This is a genomic window from Streptosporangium sp. NBC_01469 (assembly GCF_036227305.1).
Lineage (GTDB): Bacteria > Actinomycetota > Actinomycetes > Streptosporangiales > Streptosporangiaceae > Streptosporangium.
This window is the reverse complement of sequence record NZ_CP109465.1, coordinates 1,577,025-1,595,185: the sequence shown is the minus strand read 5'-3', so window position 1 is coordinate 1,595,185 and position 18,161 is coordinate 1,577,025. Positions and strand designations below refer to the sequence as shown.

The window sequence follows — 18,161 nt, the reverse complement described above, 5'->3', positions numbered from 1 at the left end:
CCTGAGAGTCGTCATCGCCGAAGACCTTTACCTGCTGCGGGACGGTCTGGTCCACCTCCTCCAGGCACACGACTTCGAGGTGGTGGCCGCCGTCGAGTCGGGGCCCGAGCTGCTGGGGGCGCTGACCGGGCTGCGGCCCGACGTGGCGGTGGTCGACGTGCGTCTCCCGCCCACGTTCACCGACGAGGGGCTCCAGGCCGCGCTGGCGGCGCGCCGGGCCGTCCCCGGCCTGCCGGTGCTCGTGCTGTCCCAGCACGTCGAGCAGCTGTACGCGCGCGAGCTCCTGGCCGACGGCTCCGGGGCGATCGGCTATCTCCTCAAGGACCGGGTCTTCAACGCCGAGCAGTTCGTCGACGCGGTCCGCCGGGTCGCCGCGGGGGGCACCGCGATGGATCCCGAGGTGATCGCCAAGCTGCTGGCCAGCACCGCCCGCCACCAGCCGCTCGGCGCGCTGACCCCGCGCGAGCGCGAGGTGCTGGAGCTGATGGCCGAGGGCCGCTCCAACGCGGCCATCTCCCAGCGGCTGTTCCTCAGCGAGAGCGCGGTCGGCAAGCACACGGCCAGCATCTTCGCCAAGCTCGACCTCGCCCCCTCCGACGACGACAACCGCCGCGTGCTCGCCGTCCTGACCTACCTCAACGCCGCCCGCGGCTGACGCTCCCCTTTCCCCTTTTTCCCCGGCCGGGTACCGGTTCTGTCGGTCTCAGCGGATAACGTGCTGTTGAAGTACGGCTTCCGCGCCCGGTGTGCCGTTCGGGACGAAGGGATGATCAGGTGAAGTTCCAGGTTAACCGTGATGTCCTGGCCGACGCCGTGGCCTGGGTGGCCCGGGTGCTGCCCAACCGGCCGGCCGTTCCCGTGCTCTCCGGCCTGCTCCTTGAGGCCGACGACGACCTCGTGCTGTCGGCCTTCGACTACGACGTCTCCGCCCGCGTCTCGGTCGAGGCGGTGGTGGCGGAGCCCGGCCGGGTGCTGATCCCCGGCCGGATCCTCGCGGAGATCACCCGGAGTCTGCCCGGCGACGTGGTGGAGGTCCTCACCAGCGGCTCGGAAGCGGTTCTGACCTGCGGCAGCGCGGAGTTCGGCCTGCTGACCATGCCGGTCGAGGACTTCCCCTCGCTTCCCGAGATGCCGCCGAAGATCGGCGCGGTCGGCGGCGTGGTCTTCGCGAGCGCGGTCGGTCAGGTCGCCCCGGCGGCGAGCCGCGACGAGAGCCTTCCCATGCTGACCGGCATCCGGATCGACATCTCCGGTGACGACGTGACCATGGCCGCCACCGACCGCTACCGCATCGCGGCCAGGGAGTTCGGCTGGCGCCCCGAGGCGGCCGACGGCACGGCCGCCGCGATGGTGCCCGCGCGGGTGCTCGTCGATGTGGCCAAATCGCTGCGTGGTGGCGAGGTGTCGGTGGCGCTGGGCGACGGCGTGGCCGGTTTCGAGAGCGTCGGCCGGGCCACCACGGTCCGCCTGCTCGACGAGCAGTTCATCGACTACCGCTCGCGGCTGACCGACGACTGGTCGATCCGGGCCGACCTGCCGGTGGCGCCGTTCATCGACGCGATCAAGCGGGTCGCGCTGGTCGCCGAGCGCAACACCGCGGTCAGGCTCTCCTTCGCCCAGGGGCAGGTCCTCATCCAGGCGGGCGGCGGTGACATCGGCCGGGGCACCGAGGTCGTCGACGCCGAGCTGTCCGGCGGCGACATCCAGATCGCCTTCCAGTCCCAGTTCCTGCTCGACGGCCTGAGCGGGGTCGAGACCGAGCTCGTCCGGCTCAACATGGAGTCGCCGAGCCGCCCGGCCCTCATCACGGAGGTTCCCGGTGACGCCGGCCCCTCCTTCCGCTACCTCGTGATGTCCCTGCGCCTGACCTGATCGCCCCGCCCGCGAGCTCAGCCCCGAGACGACGCCGTACTCACATGAGCGCCTCCCCGCATCAGCCCGGAAACCCGTGCCGCGCCCGGGACGGCGCGCTCATGACTGGGGCCCCTCACCGGACGGTGAGGGGCCCCAGTCATGAGAAGGCGAAGGAGGAGGGGGTCAGAGGGAGAGTTCCTGCTCCTCCGTCAGGGCGATCAGGATGTGCTCCATGCACGCGTGGCCCGCGCGCTCGGCGGCGGCGGCGTCACCGACGGAGATGGCGCGGGCGATCGCCTCGTGCGGGATGTACGTGCTGTTCAGGGTGCTGTTCAGTGAGGTGCCCGCGGCGGTGATGCTGGCGCGCAGCGCCGCCGAGAAGTCCTCGTAGAGATCGATCAGCACCAGGTTGTGGGTGGCGCGGACGACCGCCATGTGGAAGGCGAGGTCGGCCTCGACGAACGCGTCGGGCTCCCCCAGCTCCCAGGCCCGCTCCCGCTCGGCCAGCGCCGCCTCGATCCCGGCGATGTCGGCGTCGGTGCGCCTGGTGGCGGCCAGTCTGGCGGCCTCCACCTCCAGCGCGCGCCGCACCTCCAGGATCTCGAGCTGCTCGGCGGTGCGCAGCCGTCGCAGCATGGCCCCGGAGAGCTCGCTCGTGGCACGGACGTACGTCCCGTCGCCCTGGCGGCACTCCAGCAGACCGGCGTGTGTGAGCGCGCGCACCGCCTCGCGCACGGTGTTGCGCCCGACCCCGAGCTGTTCGGCGAGCACGGTCTCGGTAGGAATCTTCGCGTGCATCTGCCAGGAGTTAGAAGTGATCTGCTCCTTGAGTTGATCGATCACTTGGTCGACGAGGGATGCTCGCTGCGCCGTACGCAGACTCACCGTCCGCCTCCTCCGGAGAAACCAATCATCCTACGAATCAATGACTGGTAGACCCTAGTTATTCCGGAGGCGCAAAAACAAATCTGGAACTCCAGAAGTGGGATCGTCTTAACGGACCAGAGCCGAATCGACTGTCACGCCCACCATCGCATCGCGCACTCCGGCAGCCTCAAGAGCCTTACGATACGCACTGGTCTGCTCGTCGACCACACCGACCTGGCCGTACAGGTCTCCAAGGTCACGCCAGACCCGCGCGGTCTCCCGGTCGGGGCCGGAGAGCTCGTGCCGGACATCGCTCAGCGACCGCTTGGCGGTGTTCAGGGCCGTCGCGACGTCGCCGCCCCGGCCGTCGGCGAGCGCGGCACGGGCGAGGACCAGCTGCGCGGTCGCCCCGATGGGGCTCGCCTGGCCGTCCAGCATGTCGAGGGCGGTTCCGGCCAGGGTGACCGCACCCTGGGCGTCGCCGACCCCCAACTGGACGTGGGCGCGCACGACGAGGCTTCTGACGTACGCGTGGACGTGCTCGGGGAACACGGAGAGGACCTCGCTCGCGGCGATCGCGAGCTCGCGGGCCTCGTCGAGCGGCTCGTCACCGGTGGAGGCGGCGAGACGTGCCCAGTCCATCGCGATGAGGGCGAGTTGCGAGGCCATCCGCGCCGGGCGCCCGGTCGCGATCGCGTCGTCGGCGAGACGGACGGCCAGCGCCGAGTCCTCGCCGTCGGCGGCGATGACGCTCGCCTGCCAGAGGGCGTGGATCTCCGCAGTGCGGTTGACCGCGGTGGGGACGCCGTTGACCGCCAGAACGTTCCGAACGTAGGACATGTTCGGCGAGCCGGGGCCGCCGGTGCCCACCGTCTCCATCAGGGAGGCGGCCAGCTCGACGGCGATCTCCCCCTGCGACAGGGGCAGCCGGTTGATCTCGCCGAGCGCGTGGACGGCCAGGTCGTGGGCGCGAAGGATGTCTCCGGCGCGCTGGTAGCAGCGGCTCAGCGCCACCGCCAGCGGCAGGTCGGCCAGACGCTCGGGGTGGGCGGCCGCCTCGCGGCGGAGCCGCTCGAACGCCTTCACCGCCGGGCCGATCTTGCCCTGGACCTCCAGCGCGCGGGCACGGCCGAACCGCGCGTGCGCGGCCAGCATGACGTTCTCCTCGCCGGCGACCTTGACGATCTCGCCGAAGCGGTCCGCCGCGACGGACGGGTCCCCGTGGAGAAGCTCCAGCTCCGCGTGGCGCAGCCCGAGTTCGGTGTCGATGCGCTGGCGCGGCTCGATCCCGTGCAGCAGGAATTCGGTGGTGCATCCCAGTCGCTCGGCCAGCAGACGGGCGACCACGGGGGTCGGCGTTCGCTTGCCGGACTCGATGAGGGAGACGTAGCTGTCGGAAAGGTCCGGCCCTGCGAGCTGGGCCTGGGACATACGCCTGCTCAGGCGCAGTCCGCGGACGCGGTCACCGATGGTTCCCTGACTCGGCATCTGATCTCTCAGGGCGGGGGGCGGTCAATGTTCTCGCCATGATTGCATGAAGCGGTCGAATCAGGTAACCCCGAGTGAAAAATCCTCACCGGAAAGTGTCAACGGCTCTCGTGTCCCGGACACGGATGCTAGTCGTCCGAGTCGTTACCCCCAGGGAAGAGCATCTGGCAGACCTCCAGATAGAGGGTCTCCGGGTACGGGATGTAGTTGACCCTCGACAGGGCCTGGTCCTGACCGGCCGACTCCAGCACGAACTCGCCGTATCCCAGCATGCGGCCGAGAATCGAGCGCTGGAAGCTCATGTCGGTGACCTTGCCGAGCGGCATCATGTCGACCTTGCGGGTGATCAGCCCGGTGGTGAGCAGCATTCGCTTGGAGGTGACGACGAAGTAGTCGACGGACCACTCGGCGACCTTCCAGACGAAGCGGATCAGCAACAGCAGCCAGGCCCACCAGACGACGACGAGCGCGCCGCCTCCGCCCTGGTCGCCGAACCACTTGCTCAGCAGTCCGGCGAGGATCAGGCCGCCGAAGACCTCGGCGACAGCGCGAAGCAGCACGGCCGGGTGACGCCGCACCATGATGACCTGGTGTTCGTGGGGGAGCAGGTAGCGGTTGACCGACGAGGGAGCGGAGTCCCCGTGGGTCACGAGCCTCATGACAGATGTGAGACGAATTGGGCCAGAGAATCGGCCGCCGTGTAAACCGTGTCCATGGCACCCCTTACAGCATTGGCCGCGTCACCTGGTCGGGTGAACAGGAAAAACGCCACAAATCCGACAGCGCCGTACGTTAGGACTTTCTTGACCTGCATCTTGGCCTCCTACTACCGCTCACCCACTGCACCCGCCATATACATTACCCAGGGCCATGCCGAGGTAAAGCGCATCGGCCGATTCGGTCTCGTGCGCGTCGCGAGGATCCTGTCCGAGGCCCCCGCGCGCACCTCCCGCCCGTCGCACCCGCCATCCTCGGTCGCCCGCGTCACCCGCGCTCGCTCGCGACCAGCGCGAGGACCTCAAGGTGCTTGCGGGCGATCCGCTCGACCAGCGCCGGATGGGCGTGGCCGACGACCTCCAGCGCTCCGTAGTGAGCCGCCTCTATGCAGCGGGTCACCGTGGTCGCCGGATGGATCTCCGAGAACTCGTCCCTGAGCGCGGCGCTGAAGTCCGCGTACGGGTCCGGCTCGGTGTCCGGGATGATTCGCTCGCTCATGGTTCTCCCTGGTGTGCGCCCGCGGCCTCGGCGGACCGGGGACACAGAAGAGATGTCTTCGCCACGCTTAGTACCCGGGGAACCACATTATGTAACGGTCGGTGAGTAGAAGAACCATCCTTTAAGGGAAAAGGATGGTGCTGGAATCCCCGGAGGCGAATCCCGGAGCGTTCGGACGGACGCCGTGGGGAGCCGGGAGGCGCCTCAGGCGACGCCGTAGAGGCGGTCTCCCGCGTCGCCCAGCCCGGGGACGATGTAGCCGTTCTCGTTCAGCCGCTCGTCCAGGGCCGCGGTCACCAGGCGGATCGGCTTGCCGGTGCCGGCGAAGGCGTCGTCGAGGTGGGCGATCCCCTCGGGCGCGGCCAGCAGGCACAGCGCGGTCACGTCGTCGGCGCCCCGGTCGAAGAGGAACTTGATCGCGGCGGCGAGGGTGCCGCCGGTGGCCAGCATCGGGTCGACCACGTAGACCTGGCGGCCGGAGAGGTCCTCGGGCAGGCGGGTGGCGTAGGTCTCCGCCTCCAGCGTGGACTCGTTGCGGATCATCCCGAGGAAGCCGACCTCGGCCGTCGGCAGCAGCCGGGTCATGCCCTCCAGCATCCCCAGTCCCGCGCGCAGGATCGGGACCACCAGCGGGTACGGGTGCGCCAGCCGCACGCCCCTGGCGGGGGCCACCGGGGTCTCCACCGACCACTCGGTGACGCGGACGTGCCTGGTCGCCTCGTAGGCCAGCAGGGTCACCAGTTCGTCGGCGAGACGCCGGAAGGTGGGGGAGTCCGTGTTCACATCCCGCAGCGCGGTCAGCTTGTGGGCCACCAGGGGATGGTCGACGACCAGGGTTTCCATGGTGGTCAAAGGTATCCTGGGCCGGCGGGCGACGATGAGCCGGGGGACGGTGGGCCACACTCGTTCGACATCGCCCGCTCACTCGGATTTGATCACAATTTGGTCGGAGAGGCCCACGTCGGTGCTTCGCTTCTGAAAGCATTGACCTCCGTAGAGAAAGCATTCGGTGGGGATGGCCATGTCAGACGAAGACTCGCTGGACTTTGCCATCGTGATCTACCGCGAGGAGGGCCGCTGGGAGGCGGAGATGCTCCCGGTGTCCCTCACCTCCGACCTCGAGGGTCTCATCCACGCCCTGCGCCAGCAGCCGAGCATGAACGGCACGATTGGCCTGGTCGCCGTTGGGGATGAGTTCTTCGTGGCGCTACGGGTGTTCGGCGAGAGGGTCGAGGTGTTCCTCTCCGACATCGCCGCGTCCTGGGATTTCCCGCTCGCGCAGCAGGCGCTGGAATACCTGGACGTGCCGGTTCCCGACGAGGACGAACTCGACGCGATCCTCCAGGACGAGGAGACGGCGCTCCCCGCGGGCGATCTCTCCATCTTCGCGGACCTGGGCCTCGACGAGATGGAGCTCGGCATCCTGTCAGGGGATATCGACCTCCTCCCCGAGGACGTCCTGTCAAGCATCGCCGCGCGGCTGGGGTTCTCCGAGCCGTTCGAACGCGCCATCGACTCTGTGTTCGGCTGACCTCGGGAGATCGGCCATGCCCTCCAGACCATCCAACAGTGTGTTCTCCGCCGCCTTCGTCCGTACGACGGATGGTTGGAACGGTGCGGAGGTCGACCTCAGCGAGGCGGAGATCGCCGACGACCTCGGCGACGCCGTCCAGGAGCATTTAGGGCTCACCGGCGACGAGCTCGCCCTGCTGTGCGTGGAGGTGGAGGACGAGTGGTTCGCGATCGTCCGATACCAGGGCGACCTGGAGCCTCGCACGTTCCTGTCCGACGCCCACGCGGGTCTCTCCGACGACCTGGGCGAGCTCTTCACCGAGCTCGCCGGGGTGGCGGTGGACAAGGACACCCCCGACCTGGGCGTGCGGCCGGCGGGTGACTTCGAGCTGCTGGAGGACCTCGGGCTGAGCTCGGATGAGCTCGTCGAGCTCAGCATGGAGGAGGGCGCGCTCCCCGCGGACACGCTCTCGGTGATCGCCGAGCGGCTGGCGTTCTCCGACGAGCTCGACCGGCTGCGGTGACGGACGCGCCGTGACCGGCCAGGTGCCGGTGGGCTACGTCCGGGAGATGCGGCTCGCCCTGGCGGAGGCCGCCGAGGCCGGCGCCCGCGGTGACGTGCCCGTCGGCGCGGTCGTCCTCGGCCCCGACGGCTCGGTGCTGGCGCGCGCGGGAAACGACAGGGAGGCCTCGGCCGACCCCACCGCGCACGCCGAGACGCTCGCCCTGCGGCAGGCCGCGAGGGCGCGCGGCGAGTGGCGGCTGAGCGGCTGCACGCTGGTGGTCACCCTGGAGCCCTGCACCATGTGCGCGGGGGCCGCCGTGCTCGCCCGGGTCGATCGCGTCGTCTACGGCGCCACGGACCCCAAGGGCGGTGCCGCGGGGTCACTCTGGGACGTGCTCAGGGACCGCCGCCTCAACCACCGGCCCGAGGTCCTCGGGGGGGTCCTGGCCGGCGAATGCGCGGCGGTTCTCACCGAGTTCTTCACTGCTCGACGGATGCGCGAGCAATAGCGGTTATCCGGTAAGCTGCTCCGCGGTGGAGTCGCCTAGTGGCCGAGGGCGCACGCCTCGAAAGCGTGTGATGGGGCAACCTATCCGTGGGTTCAAATCCCACCTCCACCGCCACAGAAAGAGCCTCTGGGCTGCGTGAGCAGCTCAGGGGCTCTTCGCGTATCCACAATCACACCGAAGCGGCCGTGAACACGGCCCGCGCCGCCGACGGCGTACGACCGGTAATTCCGGATCGCCGCGTCCGCCGTGGACGCCCGGCGAGTGTGCCGCCACCTCGGCTCCGGACGCGGCCACGCGTCCCGTTCTCCGCGTCGGGTGCGTCGAGACAGGCTGCCGCCGGCCGGGCCGATCAACGCGAGGGCGATGCCCGTCAGCCTCGCGCCCCCGGTCTTGGACCACTGGTGATCACGTGTCGCGGTCGCGGAGAGCCTCTCGGGCGCCACGTGGTGAGGATCAGCTCTCGGCGGGCAGGTCCAGGACCCGCGCGTGCAGGACCGAGCGCTGGTGCAGGGCCGACCGCAGCGCCCGGTGCAGGCCGTCCTCCAGATAGAGGTCACCGCGCCACTGGACCACGTGCGGGAACAGGTCGCCGTAGAACGTGGAGTCCTTGGCGAGCAGGGAGTGAAGGTCGAGCACCGCTTTCGTGGTGATCAGAGTGTCGAGCCGGACCTGCCGCGGCGGTATCTGCGCCCACTCGCGATGCGAGAGACCGTGTTCGGGATAGGGCCGTTCGTCGCCGACCAACTTGAAGATCACAGTATGTAGTTTAGGAGAGAATCCCGCCCTTCGCCGGGCAGGTTCCCCTCGTCGCAGGTCACGGGCCGTTCTCAGATGTTTCCGGCGAAGGTGTCGCACCTGCCGGGGTCGCCGCTCTCGTAACCGGTGGTGAACCACTTGACACGCTGCGCCGACGTCCCGTGGGTGAAGCCCTCGGGATTCACCCGGCCCTGGGTCCGCTCCTGGATGCTGTCGTCGCCCACGGCCGAGGCCGCGCTGAGCGCCTCCTCGATGTCCGTCTTCGTGAACGGCTTCTCGAACAGGCCGGTCTCGTACGCGTTCTTGGCCCAGGCGCCCGAGTAGCAGTCGGCCTGCAACTCCAGCCGGACCGAGCCGCTCTCCGGACCCTGCTCCGGGCCCTCCTGGGCCTTGGCGTTGGTACCGAGGAGGTTCTGGACGTGGTGACCGTACTCGTGGCCGATGACGTACGCCTGGGCGAAGGGGCCGCCCTTGGCGCCGAACTTGCTCTCCAGCTCCTTGAAGAAGCTGAGATCCAGGTAGACCTGGCGGTCGGCCGGGCAGTAGAACGGGCCGACGGAGGCGTCGGCGGCGCCGCAGGCGGTGTCGACCTGGCCGGAGAACATGACGGTCTTGGCCGGCTCGTACCCCTGGACGGCCTTCGGCCAGTAGTCCTGGATGCTGTTGACGACGCCGACCACCCGGCACTCCTCGTTCTGGTCGGCGTCCTGTCCGGTTTTGCACTGGGCGGTGAGGTCGGAGCTCGGGCCCACCGGGGCCGGTTGGGCGGAGCCGCCGGTGATGTCCCCGGGGTTGATCCCGAATATCAGGGCCACGATGAGCGCGACGATTCCCGCCGCGCCGCCGCCGATCGCGAGACCGCCACCGGGAATCCTCCCTCCGCCGCGACTCTCGACCTGCGAGCTGTCCAGCTGGGCGTCATCCTTGAAATCCATCGCCCGACGTCCCTTCGATCCGCTTGGGGCGCTTCCCCTGCCCCGGGAGGGCACTGACATGCCGACGGGTGCCGGGGGAGGTGACCGGCACCCGGGACGCCTGATCGGTCAGCTGCCGCCGCGGCCTACAGTGGGCGAGCTCGTCACCACCGTGGCGGTACGCCGCGACCAGCCGGCGAGCTGCCACCCGCTTCCAGGCCGCCCTGCGGGCCCGGGAACGTCCGCGACGGCCGCATCGGCGACGTCGCGGGCCGCCACCTCTGATCCCCGGCGAGCAGGCCCTGTGACCGGTGTCCCGGTCGTTTCAGGGCGGGGACGTGCATGCACTGCGGGTGAAATGCGCGTGAACGCCGATGATCTTGTGTTGCGAACTCCGGCCCGCGTTCCTAGCATCGAAGATCATGGACTTCCTGGACGAGGTCGCGGCGATGCGGGAGACCGCCACTGCCGCGAACGGGCTGGTAAGCGTGGAGGTGGACGGTACCTCCGACCTCACCGGGCTGAAGCTTGACCCGCGAGCCCTGCGACTGTCCGCGGCCGAGCTGGCCGAGGCGATCAGGGAGGCGTTCGGGCGGGCCCGCGCGGCGGCGCAGCAGCGCGCCACGGAGGCTGTCCCGAAGGTGCTGAAGCAGGACCCGCTGGAGCTGCACGACCTGATCGACAAGGTCAAGGCCGACAGCCAGGCGGAACTGGACGAGCTGCTGTCCGCGGCCAACGAGCTGACCCGGCGCCTGGATCGGTTGAAGCGGTAGTGAGCGAGAGGTCCGACGAGATCCCGATCGCCTTCGGCTCCCGGCTCCCCGCCGCCGCGCGGGCTCGCGGCGGCGACAGGTCGAGCGGCTGTTCGGCGTCCGGGGAAGCGGACGGCTGATGGGGCTGGAACTACCGCAAGCACTCCAACCGTTACTGCCGCTAAGCGGTCACACCTGGCCCGACATCGACGAGATGGGCCTGGCCGCCGAGGGTGTACGGCTGGGCGGGTTCGGCGACGACTCCAGGCGCACCTCCGACGAGGCCGACGACCTGATCAGCTGGGTGCACAGCCGCAACGACAGCGAGGGCGTGCGGGCCTTCCACGACGACTGGCGAGACGAGACCGGTCTGGCAGCCGAGGGGAATGACGCCCTCGCGGCGATCCGGCTCATGGCGTACGCGATGATAGCCGCCTCCCTCATCGTGTTCCTCTACAAGCTGGGCATCATCTCCGCGCTCATTCGGCTGATGATGCGGCTCCTGGCGACGGCATTCCTGCCGGGCTCCGGGCCGGCGGTGTTCGCGGCCGAGAGTATCGCGGCGACCAAGCTACGCGGCACTATCGGGGACCTGTTCGGGCGCATGGTGCTGCGTCCTTTGGCCAAGGCGGGCGAATTACTCAACACTCCTATGGTCCGAAGGCCGGCGCGGTGGCCGGTGTCCTTCCGAAGCGACCCCCTGCGCGCCGCCGTACGCCCTGTCGATCTTCGCAGGCTCGAGCCCCAGGACGTCGCATGGCGCACCGACCGCCGACCTCTGTGGCGTGGCGACGATCGCTCTCCCGACGAGATCTTCGAGAGCGGATTCCATCAACGGGGCGACAGATTAGATTTGAAAGAGCATCAGACCACATACACTAATTCTGGTTTCGTGTCGACAACGAGGGGCGTTCCGTGGGCCTATATGAGCCGGTACGAGTACCGCTACCTCGTTGACGCCCCTGGGGGCATCGACATGAACCGGACGATGTATCAGAACGGGGTGAGGGCCAAGTTTCGGCGAGAGCGGGAAGTGGACTTTCCCGGTGGCATCCGTCGGGAGTACATCGTCGGCGCTCAGAAGGTTCGGAGGCGCGACGGCAGCTACGGCGGGTTCGTCCCGAATCCCCACTACAACCCTGGGAGCTGATCACCGATGGCGGAATCGCCGTCCGTCGACGACGAACTGCGTGAGGCGGCCCGCGCCAACCCTGGCCGGTGGCTCTATGTCATCGACGAGTTCTTCGACCCCGACGGCGAGGTGCCCCCGTTCGGCGTGGCCGGCGCCTGGCAGGTGGACGAGCACGGCCAAATAGGAGAATTCCAACCCAATCCCCGCTATCGCCCTTCTCCGCTCGCTCTCGGCTATCCCGAGCCGACCGACGAACTGGACGCCGCGATTCAGCTCGGCTCCGCCGACTACCTCAACGACGCCGAGATCGCCCCACTCTTCATGGACGCCGACGTGCTGACCGGCATCAGAGAGGACGACCGCATCCCGTTGTTCGGCGACCACGGCGATCAGACCGCGCACGCCTACACGGCCCGGCCCCACCTTCCGGCGATGCTCCCAGAAGGCGTACGAGAGTGGCGCCACATCCGCGGCGGCGAACTGGTCGCCCTGCTCCCCGCAGGCATCGGCATCGCGATCAACCCCGCGACGCTCGGCATACACCTTCCCCGAGCCGACTTCGACCGGCTCCGTCCCTGACCACGTGCCCGCGATCGGTCACAGCAGGCGTTCGATGGCCTCAACCGCTTGCTCCGACGCGTGCTCGGCACCCCTGTAGTCGCCGGACATGCCCCGAACCTGTTCCGACACCGCGCCGTACCCGTCGGCGATGCCGTGCCCCTTCGCGAGCAGCCGTTCGACGAGGCCGCGGTACATCGCTCCCGCCTCGCTTCCGAACTCGCCACTCCCCCAGGAATCCTCCGTGGCTGACAGGTCGGCCTGCAGGGCGGTCGTGTGGCCATGCATGGTGTCGGACAACCGGCGCAACTCCGACACTGCCGTGTCAAAATCTCTGAACGAGATGTCGATCTCCCGCATAGCAACATCTCCCGAACTCTTGAGACGCGTCGGTCAAACCATAGCGAGATCACCGGGCCGCGACACGCCCAGCGCCCTTCTTCGGCGTTGATGGAGTTGAGGAAGGGAACCCTCCAGGCGTCGGGCGGGGAGGGAGCTCGCGGCCCTTCCTGCGGCACCGTTCCTCCACGATCTCTGCCGTCAGCCCGCACGCATGCTACGGCAGCCCTTGGGCCGTCCCGCTCCTTGGCCTCCTGTTCGGAGGCTTCGTAAGCCCTCCGAAAAGGCCAAAAGGGGTGTGCCGTGGTCACGGCACACCCCTTGCGAACTGGCGGAGGATAGGAGATTCGAACTCCTGAGGGGTTGCCCCCAACACGCTTTCCAAGACTGTGGATCTCCGTACAGGCAAATTCTGTGGAGACTCTGAGCAGGCAACTGTGTTCCGGATGGGGTCTGTTGAACGTGCCTGTACGGGCGTGAACTGAGACCCAAACTGAGACCGCGAACTCACACAGCCCGGCGACCCGCCACAGGTCCTGAGAGCGGCTGGAGGAGCAGGGGATGGGGGTCTCTAGGGCACCCTGCTCCTCCAGCCGCTCTCAGGCTTCTTGAGGAACTTCCAGGAGGTTGTCTCTTCGGAAGTTCCGCTACCTGGTGGACCACAGTGAGCTATCTGGGCTGCTCGGGAACGCCGTGAGGCGTCACCTACGGATGACCGGGAGACCTCAGTGATGCCACAACACGTCATCCGATAGCTGTCATGCAAGTTTTGATAGATCAACTGAAGCTGGGGTGATAGGATCCGGGATCGTCCGGAAGCTTACCCAGAGAGAGCAGGCCCAGATGGAGAAGATCACGCCCCCGTGGGCTGTCAGCTTGTTCGGCGAGGAAGATGCCTCCCGCATCGCCGAAGCCGTCGTCATGAGCCTGCTCGCTACCGAGAACGCGATGCTTAACACTCACGCACAAGCGGAATCCAAGCGCCAGTTCGCCGCCGCTGGTGCTCGAATGACCAATCAGTTCGATCAGCTGGTGAAAAACATCACGGACCTGAAAATCCCGAATACGTACATTGTGGAACGTTTGGGTGTCTGGTACGAACTCGTTGTTGTCCACGATGTACTTCTTTTCCCTTATCGGGATGACACCAAGGACAGGGCCGAGCCCGGCGACAAGTGGCCCAAGAAGGTAACAAAAATTGTTAGAGAGCTTTTCACCTTCTCGCCCGCCCCCTCCTGGGAAGCTCCGCCCCTCGAAGGGATGGAGGATGACGATAAAATCGAAGTGCGAAAAGCGTTAGCGAACCTAACGCCTAGTCCTCAGCTCGTCCTCATTCCCTACGTGATGAACCTTTCAGGTGCTCGACGGGTTTGGTGGGGACAAGGAACCATGCTTAACAGTAGTGGCGAACTCAAATGGGTCGGCGGTCCTGATTCGCTCCTTTCGGCTGGCAAGCCGAAGTCAACCAGGGTGCCCAAGCAGGCCGCTGGCTTCGACACTGGGGACTTGCCCGAGACTGAAATGAAGATTAGGCCAGAAGCCGACCGTAAACTGAATGTTCCGCCGACTACCGAACGAGAATCTGCAGATGCAGATACTGCCGAAAACGATGAAGGATAATCAGCTCTCCCTTCCCGGACTCGACCAGGGCCGTATTACGCCTAAAGCGGTCTGGGAAGGGTTTGATCCTTCACGATTGACCCAGGCGCGCCATCTCGCGGGGATGACGAAAAAGGATATTGCGGCGGGAATCGGTGTTTCACCTGCTGCGGTAGGTCAGTACGAAACTGGAAGCACCCGCCCGCGTCCTGACCTCATCCCTCGACTGGCGGAAGTGCTTGATGTGCCAATTACGTTTTTTCTGGCTGGAAGGCCACACGGGAAGCTAGACTCTTCGATGGCACATTTTCGTACTCTTCGTTCTACCTCCGGAGTGCAACGAAACAAGGCGCTAGGTTTCACTGAGCAAGTATGGGAGTTAACTTACGCGCTTGAGAAAAGAGTCCAGCTTCCTTCGGTGGATCTTCCCGGATTTTCCGGTGGAGAGGTGCACCCAGGAATAGAACTATCGCGGGATCCGGTAGAGGCTGCTATACAACTACGTAAGTACTGGGACCTTGGAGAAGGGCCGGTCAGGCATTTAGTCCGGCAAATGGAGTCGCGCGGAATAGTTGTGGTAACGCCGGGTCCCGATGAATCTGCTGCTAAAACAGACGCATTCTCCAGTGGTGGCCTGCCGAGGCCCATAGCTATACTGACACCGAATCGAAGTGACAATGTATATCGTCATAGGTTCAGTGCAGCTCATGAACTAGGCCATCTAGTGCTCCATGCTGTGGCTACAGGAGAGATTCAACAGGAACGGGAAGCGAACATGTTCGCTGCCGAGTTTCTGACTCCCCGGACAAGTCTTCAGCCCTTGCTATCTCCGCGAATCGATTTCGCTCAGTTGGTTGCCCTGCAGAAAACTTGGGGTGTTTCGGTAAATTCACTAATCTACCGTTACAGAGATTTCGGCCTAGTCTCTGACGCAACCATCAGTCGCGCTTATCAACGCTTGAGCAGCCTAGAGCATCTTCCTGGATTTTTGCCGGATCCAGCAAGTAGTTACCCTGGCGAACAGCCCACCATGTTACACAAGGCATTTGAACTAGCAGAAAAACATGTCGGCCTTACCATTACCCGCCTAGCCTCCGAATTGGCTTGGAAGCCCAATCGTGTCCGACAACTATTGGGAATAGACGATACGCGGCCAGTTCTTAGGATTGTTTGACAATTGAGAGCCCTGGAGGCCATTCTCCGGGGCTCTCGTGGTGAATGGGGCCGGGCTCAGTCAAGGTAGTGGAAGGCTGGCTTCGAATGTGTCAGGAAGCATGGCGCAGGCGGGTCCAGTGCGAGAAACTTGTCTGCATGGCTAAACTGGCAATGACATCAGCGCGATGGAACGAACTCACTGCGCTGCTGAACGATGAGCCGCGACTTCAGGCCGAGTATCCCAAGGTGGCTGAGTACCTGGATCTGGCAGCAGGGCTGTCGGGGACCGGTGATGTTGACGCTGACGCGGCGTTCGACCTGCGGTTCGTGCACTACATGACCGGCGGAAGCACTGTGAGCCCGAATCCCTACTGGGACATCGTTGAGCCGTTCGTGTTCGAGCACGAGGGCCGCCGCGTGGTGAACGGCGGTCGAGCGGAAGGAAGCACGCGACTCGCCTTTGCGCAGATGATTTTACAAGCGACCTATGCATACGCGGTGCCCTCCCCTCAGACCATCGAATGGGTGTCCAGTTTCTGTGCCGATCTCCCAATCGTGGAGCTAGGGGCAGGACGGGGATATTGGGCGGCCCAGTTGTCCCGCTCGGGACTGGTCGTTGAGGCGTACGACCTGGAGCCGCCAAACAAGGCCAAGAACCCCTCATTCCTTGGAGCCGCCGGCCAGACGGACGTGTGGCACCCAGTCGGCGATCTGGATGAGTTCGCTTCTAGCGCCCGAGCAGCGGATCATGCGTTGTTCCTTTGCTGGCCGCCCGGCTGGGGGGACAAGATGTCGTCCGAGGCGCTGGCTTCGTTCGAGAAAGCGGGGGGCGAGCGACTCGTCTACATCGGAGAGCCGAAGGGCGGAAAGACCGGCAATAATGCCTTCTTTGATGCCCTGTCGGCCCGCTGGAAGTTGGACTCTGTAGATCCACACTTCGTTTCGTGGTGGACGGAGACAGACGTCGCGCAGGGCTGGGTTCGAAGCTGAGGACATAGCGAAGGGGGTGCCGACTAGGTCGGCACCCCCTTCGCTATGTCCTCCTTTGCTACTTGAGGGCCATGCGGAACACGAACGCGTCGTAGCGATCTCGTGGATACGACACATCGGAAATCATGATGATTCGGTCATTTGCGGACAGAAACCGCTGGTGGACCGTCTTGACGAGATCGCCAGGGGGTGTGCGCAGCCACTCGGCGTGAGGCGCTGTCGGTAGCTGGTCAGAGATGGTCTCTTCCAGGAAGTCCGCGCCCGATACATCGGCAACATCCACCGGATGGTAGGTGTCCGAGACCGAGATCGGCCGGCCGTCCTCGGTGGCCCGAGTGATGACATGGGCGATCAGCTCGCCCACCGAGAGGCCGAGGGCCTCCGCAAGCTCGCTGGTGGCTGGAATCTGCTCAGTCTCCCGTTCTACCTGGATGTCTCGATCGGATTCGTTCTGGAACGTGCGCTCGGCGGTTTCCATCTGGCGTTCGGGAGAAACGCGAACGAGGTTGGGCCGATCGGCGACGAAGATGCCTCGCCGTCGTACGGATCGAACGAGCCCCTGGCTCAGGAGCAGTTCGAGGGCCTTCCGAACCACGATGTCCGACACGCCTTCTCTCTGGGCGATCTCGGTGTGGCTCGGTAGTTGCATGCCGGGAGGAAGTTCCCCCGCGCGAATACGTCGGGCGTACTCGCCTGCGATGCGGACGTAGGCCGGTTCTGGCACTTGGTGATCATCCCTTCGACTGCTCTCCGGTGATGCCTTCAACGTATACGCATCATCGTATACCGAGGTCTTGTGCGTATACGTAACTACGTATACGCTCCTGCTTGTGACTCCTCCGCACAGGGCGAGTCACCGGAGGCACTCGGAAGGCGGTCCGACGGGATCGCGCGCTGACGCCGACGAAGCCGCTTCGACCGACGGGCCGAACGCACTCGACGCCTGACAACTTCATGGGTTACCGCCTCCCGCGAAAAGGCGGCCCGCGCAGGTCACGACCCTGCGCCCTGATCTTTCGTTCACCGAATCCACTCAGGTCGGGAACAGCCCGGCCCGTTGAGACACGAGCCGTCCCCTCAATAACCAACCAGCAAGGAGAACGACGATGCTCCCCGCCCCCAAGACCAGTCGTTTCGTCCCGTTCCTGCTCATGGCTCTGGCGCTGTTCTTCATCGTCCGCGAGCCCACCCACGCTGCGCAGTTCGCGACGAGTGCCTTCACCGGCCTGATGACGGTGACCGACTCGCTGGTGACCTTCGCCGGCGCCCTCGGCTGACCTGCTCAAACGAGAGGGAGCGGCCCCCATCTGCCAGGACATGGGCCGCTCCCGAACTCCCCGAAAAGGAGCACCACCATCATGACCCACCAGTCCATCAGGAAGAGGACCGCCAGCGGTTCTCCCTGGTTGCCGCCGGGCACCGCGAGCACCTGGGTATGCCGGTGCGGCGGTATCAACCCGCGTACCTCGACGACGTGCCGGAGGTGCCGGCGATGACCTCCCTGCCCACGCTGCGCCGCGTCTACCTCGCCCACAAGGCGCACCGGAAGGCGTTGCGGGTGGCGATGTTCGCCGCCGGACCGGCCTGCGACGACACCACCGCCGACCTGTTCACCGCCCCCGACGCCTTCGAGCCCGAGCCGGACGCGGTGCGCGAGGAGCGGGAGGCCGCGGCCAAGCAGATCTGCGCCGCCTGCCCGGCCCGCGCCGAGTGCCTGGCCTACGCCTTGTTCACCCGCCCCGCCGAGGGCGTGTGGGCGGGACTGACCGCCGACGAGATCCGCGCCCTGTCCCTGTACCGCCGCTCCCCGGCCGGCAGCGGACAGGAGGTGGCCTGAAGATGGCCCGCTTCTTCTGCCTGGACTGCCGCTCCCGCTCGGCCAGCGCCATCGGGTGCCGCCGCTGCGGCACCACCACCGGCCGTCAGGTGCAGCGCTGCCCCGTCCACGGCGCCCGCTGCCGAGCCGCCTGCCGACTGTGCCGCACTCTCACCCGCTCCCTGTCCGCCTGACTCCTC

General features: G+C 66.4%; 23 protein-coding genes and 1 tRNA gene. 15 read left to right on the top strand and 9 right to left on the bottom strand.

All coding sequences use genetic code 11. The features are described 5' to 3' along the window. Nucleotide 1: 1 nt before the first annotated feature. Together OG587_RS07095 and dnaN are read left to right on the top strand one after the other, a co-directional pair. The gene (locus tag OG587_RS07095; RefSeq protein ID WP_329093772.1) at nt 2–655 is read left to right on the top strand and encodes a response regulator transcription factor; all 654 of its coding nucleotides are present in this window, start codon (nt 2–4) and stop codon (nt 653–655) included. Nucleotides 656–774: 119 nt separating this feature from the next. Beyond that, nucleotides 775–1,872 carry a DNA polymerase III subunit beta gene (dnaN, locus tag OG587_RS07090; protein ID WP_329087983.1) on the top strand — a complete coding sequence of 366 codons (1,098 nt, stop codon included), beginning with the start codon at nt 775–777 and terminating at the stop codon, nt 1,870–1,872. Between the two features lie 165 nt (nt 1,873–2,037). On the opposite strand, the gene OG587_RS07085 is transcribed toward dnaN, so the two are convergent. The 5 genes from OG587_RS07085 to upp all read right to left on the bottom strand — a co-directional run bounded on the left by OG587_RS07085 (nt 2,038) and on the right by upp (nt 6,267). Then, on the bottom strand, nt 2,038–2,739 hold the full coding sequence (locus OG587_RS07085; RefSeq protein WP_329087982.1) for a FadR/GntR family transcriptional regulator: 702 nt from the start codon (nt 2,737–2,739) through the stop codon (nt 2,038–2,040). Nucleotides 2,740–2,847: 108 nt separating this feature from the next. Beyond that, nucleotides 2,848–4,209 carry a helix-turn-helix domain-containing protein gene (locus OG587_RS07080; protein WP_329087981.1) on the bottom strand — a complete coding sequence of 454 codons (1,362 nt, stop codon included), beginning with the start codon at nt 4,207–4,209 and terminating at the stop codon, nt 2,848–2,850. A gap of 128 nt (nt 4,210–4,337) precedes the next feature. Beyond that, on the bottom strand, nt 4,338–4,868 hold the full coding sequence (locus OG587_RS07075; protein ID WP_329087979.1) for a PH domain-containing protein: 531 nt from the start codon (nt 4,866–4,868) through the stop codon (nt 4,338–4,340). A gap of 325 nt (nt 4,869–5,193) precedes the next feature. Continuing rightward, nucleotides 5,194–5,424, bottom strand: a complete 231-nt coding sequence (locus OG587_RS07070) for a hypothetical protein (protein ID WP_329087977.1) — start codon at nt 5,422–5,424, stop codon at nt 5,194–5,196. A gap of 204 nt (nt 5,425–5,628) precedes the next feature. After that, complete coding sequence (gene upp, locus OG587_RS07065) at nt 5,629–6,267, bottom strand: uracil phosphoribosyltransferase (protein WP_329093770.1); 639 nt, start codon at nt 6,265–6,267, stop codon at nt 5,629–5,631. Nucleotides 6,268–6,445: 178 nt separating this feature from the next. Between upp and OG587_RS07060 the strand changes: the two genes are divergently transcribed. From OG587_RS07060 to OG587_RS07045, 4 genes are all read left to right on the top strand, one after another. After that, nucleotides 6,446–6,955: a tRNA adenosine deaminase-associated protein gene (locus tag OG587_RS07060; protein ID WP_329087975.1), complete on the top strand. Its 510-nt coding sequence runs from the start codon at nt 6,446–6,448 to the stop codon at nt 6,953–6,955. A gap of 16 nt (nt 6,956–6,971) precedes the next feature. After that, a complete protein-coding gene (locus OG587_RS07055; protein ID WP_329087973.1) occupies nt 6,972–7,460 on the top strand; it encodes a tRNA adenosine deaminase-associated protein in 489 nt (162 codons plus the stop codon). 46 nt (nt 7,461–7,506) lie between these two features. Beyond that, nucleotides 7,507–7,950: a tRNA adenosine(34) deaminase TadA gene (gene tadA / locus OG587_RS07050; protein WP_329093768.1), complete on the top strand. Its 444-nt coding sequence runs from the start codon at nt 7,507–7,509 to the stop codon at nt 7,948–7,950. Nucleotides 7,951–7,974: 24 nt separating this feature from the next. Next, nucleotides 7,975–8,064, top strand: a tRNA-Ser gene (locus OG587_RS07045). A gap of 339 nt (nt 8,065–8,403) precedes the next feature. On the opposite strand, the gene OG587_RS07040 is transcribed toward OG587_RS07045, so the two are convergent. Both OG587_RS07040 and ypfJ read right to left on the bottom strand, forming a co-directional pair. Continuing rightward, a complete protein-coding gene (locus OG587_RS07040) occupies nt 8,404–8,706 on the bottom strand; it encodes a type II toxin-antitoxin system VapB family antitoxin (RefSeq protein WP_329087971.1) in 303 nt (100 codons plus the stop codon). 71 nt (nt 8,707–8,777) lie between these two features. Continuing rightward, nucleotides 8,778–9,641, bottom strand: coding sequence for a KPN_02809 family neutral zinc metallopeptidase (ypfJ, locus tag OG587_RS07035; protein ID WP_329087969.1), 864 nt, complete (start codon nt 9,639–9,641; stop codon nt 8,778–8,780). Between the two features lie 401 nt (nt 9,642–10,042). Here ypfJ and OG587_RS07030 point away from each other — a divergent pair, with 401 nt between their 5' ends. The 3 genes from OG587_RS07030 to OG587_RS07020 all read left to right on the top strand — a co-directional run bounded on the left by OG587_RS07030 (nt 10,043) and on the right by OG587_RS07020 (nt 12,083). Beyond that, the gene (locus OG587_RS07030; protein ID WP_329087968.1) at nt 10,043–10,393 is read left to right on the top strand and encodes a YbaB/EbfC family nucleoid-associated protein; all 351 of its coding nucleotides are present in this window, start codon (nt 10,043–10,045) and stop codon (nt 10,391–10,393) included. 118 nt (nt 10,394–10,511) lie between these two features. Then, nucleotides 10,512–11,522, top strand: a complete 1,011-nt coding sequence (locus OG587_RS07025) for a scabin-related ADP-ribosyltransferase (protein WP_329087965.1) — start codon at nt 10,512–10,514, stop codon at nt 11,520–11,522. Between the two features lie 6 nt (nt 11,523–11,528). Beyond that, nucleotides 11,529–12,083 carry a type VII secretion system-associated protein gene (locus tag OG587_RS07020; RefSeq protein ID WP_329087963.1) on the top strand — a complete coding sequence of 185 codons (555 nt, stop codon included), beginning with the start codon at nt 11,529–11,531 and terminating at the stop codon, nt 12,081–12,083. Between the two features lie 18 nt (nt 12,084–12,101). On the opposite strand, the gene OG587_RS07015 is transcribed toward OG587_RS07020, so the two are convergent. Further along, nucleotides 12,102–12,422 carry a hypothetical protein gene (locus OG587_RS07015; protein WP_329087961.1) on the bottom strand — a complete coding sequence of 107 codons (321 nt, stop codon included), beginning with the start codon at nt 12,420–12,422 and terminating at the stop codon, nt 12,102–12,104. 822 nt (nt 12,423–13,244) lie between these two features. Here OG587_RS07015 and OG587_RS07010 point away from each other — a divergent pair. The 3 genes from OG587_RS07010 to OG587_RS07000 all read left to right on the top strand — a co-directional run bounded on the left by OG587_RS07010 (nt 13,245) and on the right by OG587_RS07000 (nt 16,145). Then, nucleotides 13,245–14,021 carry a hypothetical protein gene (locus OG587_RS07010; protein WP_329087960.1) on the top strand — a complete coding sequence of 259 codons (777 nt, stop codon included), beginning with the start codon at nt 13,245–13,247 and terminating at the stop codon, nt 14,019–14,021. Then, on the top strand, nt 13,990–15,174 hold the full coding sequence (locus OG587_RS07005; protein WP_329087958.1) for a helix-turn-helix domain-containing protein: 1,185 nt from the start codon (nt 13,990–13,992) through the stop codon (nt 15,172–15,174). Before OG587_RS07010 ends, OG587_RS07005 begins: the two co-directional genes overlap by 32 nt. 137 nt (nt 15,175–15,311) lie before the next feature. After that, nucleotides 15,312–16,145 carry a hypothetical protein gene (locus OG587_RS07000; protein ID WP_329087956.1) on the top strand — a complete coding sequence of 278 codons (834 nt, stop codon included), beginning with the start codon at nt 15,312–15,314 and terminating at the stop codon, nt 16,143–16,145. A gap of 58 nt (nt 16,146–16,203) precedes the next feature. On the opposite strand, the gene OG587_RS06995 is transcribed toward OG587_RS07000, so the two are convergent. Further along, complete coding sequence (locus OG587_RS06995) at nt 16,204–16,869, bottom strand: GntR family transcriptional regulator (RefSeq protein WP_329087954.1); 666 nt, start codon at nt 16,867–16,869, stop codon at nt 16,204–16,206. A gap of 382 nt (nt 16,870–17,251) precedes the next feature. Here OG587_RS06995 and OG587_RS06990 point away from each other — a divergent pair, with 382 nt between their 5' ends. The 3 genes from OG587_RS06990 to OG587_RS06980 all read left to right on the top strand — a co-directional run bounded on the left by OG587_RS06990 (nt 17,252) and on the right by OG587_RS06980 (nt 18,155). Continuing rightward, a complete protein-coding gene (locus OG587_RS06990) occupies nt 17,252–17,422 on the top strand; it encodes a hypothetical protein (protein ID WP_329087952.1) in 171 nt (56 codons plus the stop codon). Between the two features lie 164 nt (nt 17,423–17,586). Then, nucleotides 17,587–17,982, top strand: coding sequence for a WhiB family transcriptional regulator (locus tag OG587_RS06985; RefSeq protein ID WP_329087951.1), 396 nt, complete (start codon nt 17,587–17,589; stop codon nt 17,980–17,982). Between the two features lie 2 nt (nt 17,983–17,984). Beyond that, a complete protein-coding gene (locus OG587_RS06980) occupies nt 17,985–18,155 on the top strand; it encodes a hypothetical protein (protein ID WP_329087949.1) in 171 nt (56 codons plus the stop codon). Nucleotides 18,156–18,161 lie beyond the last annotated feature (6 nt).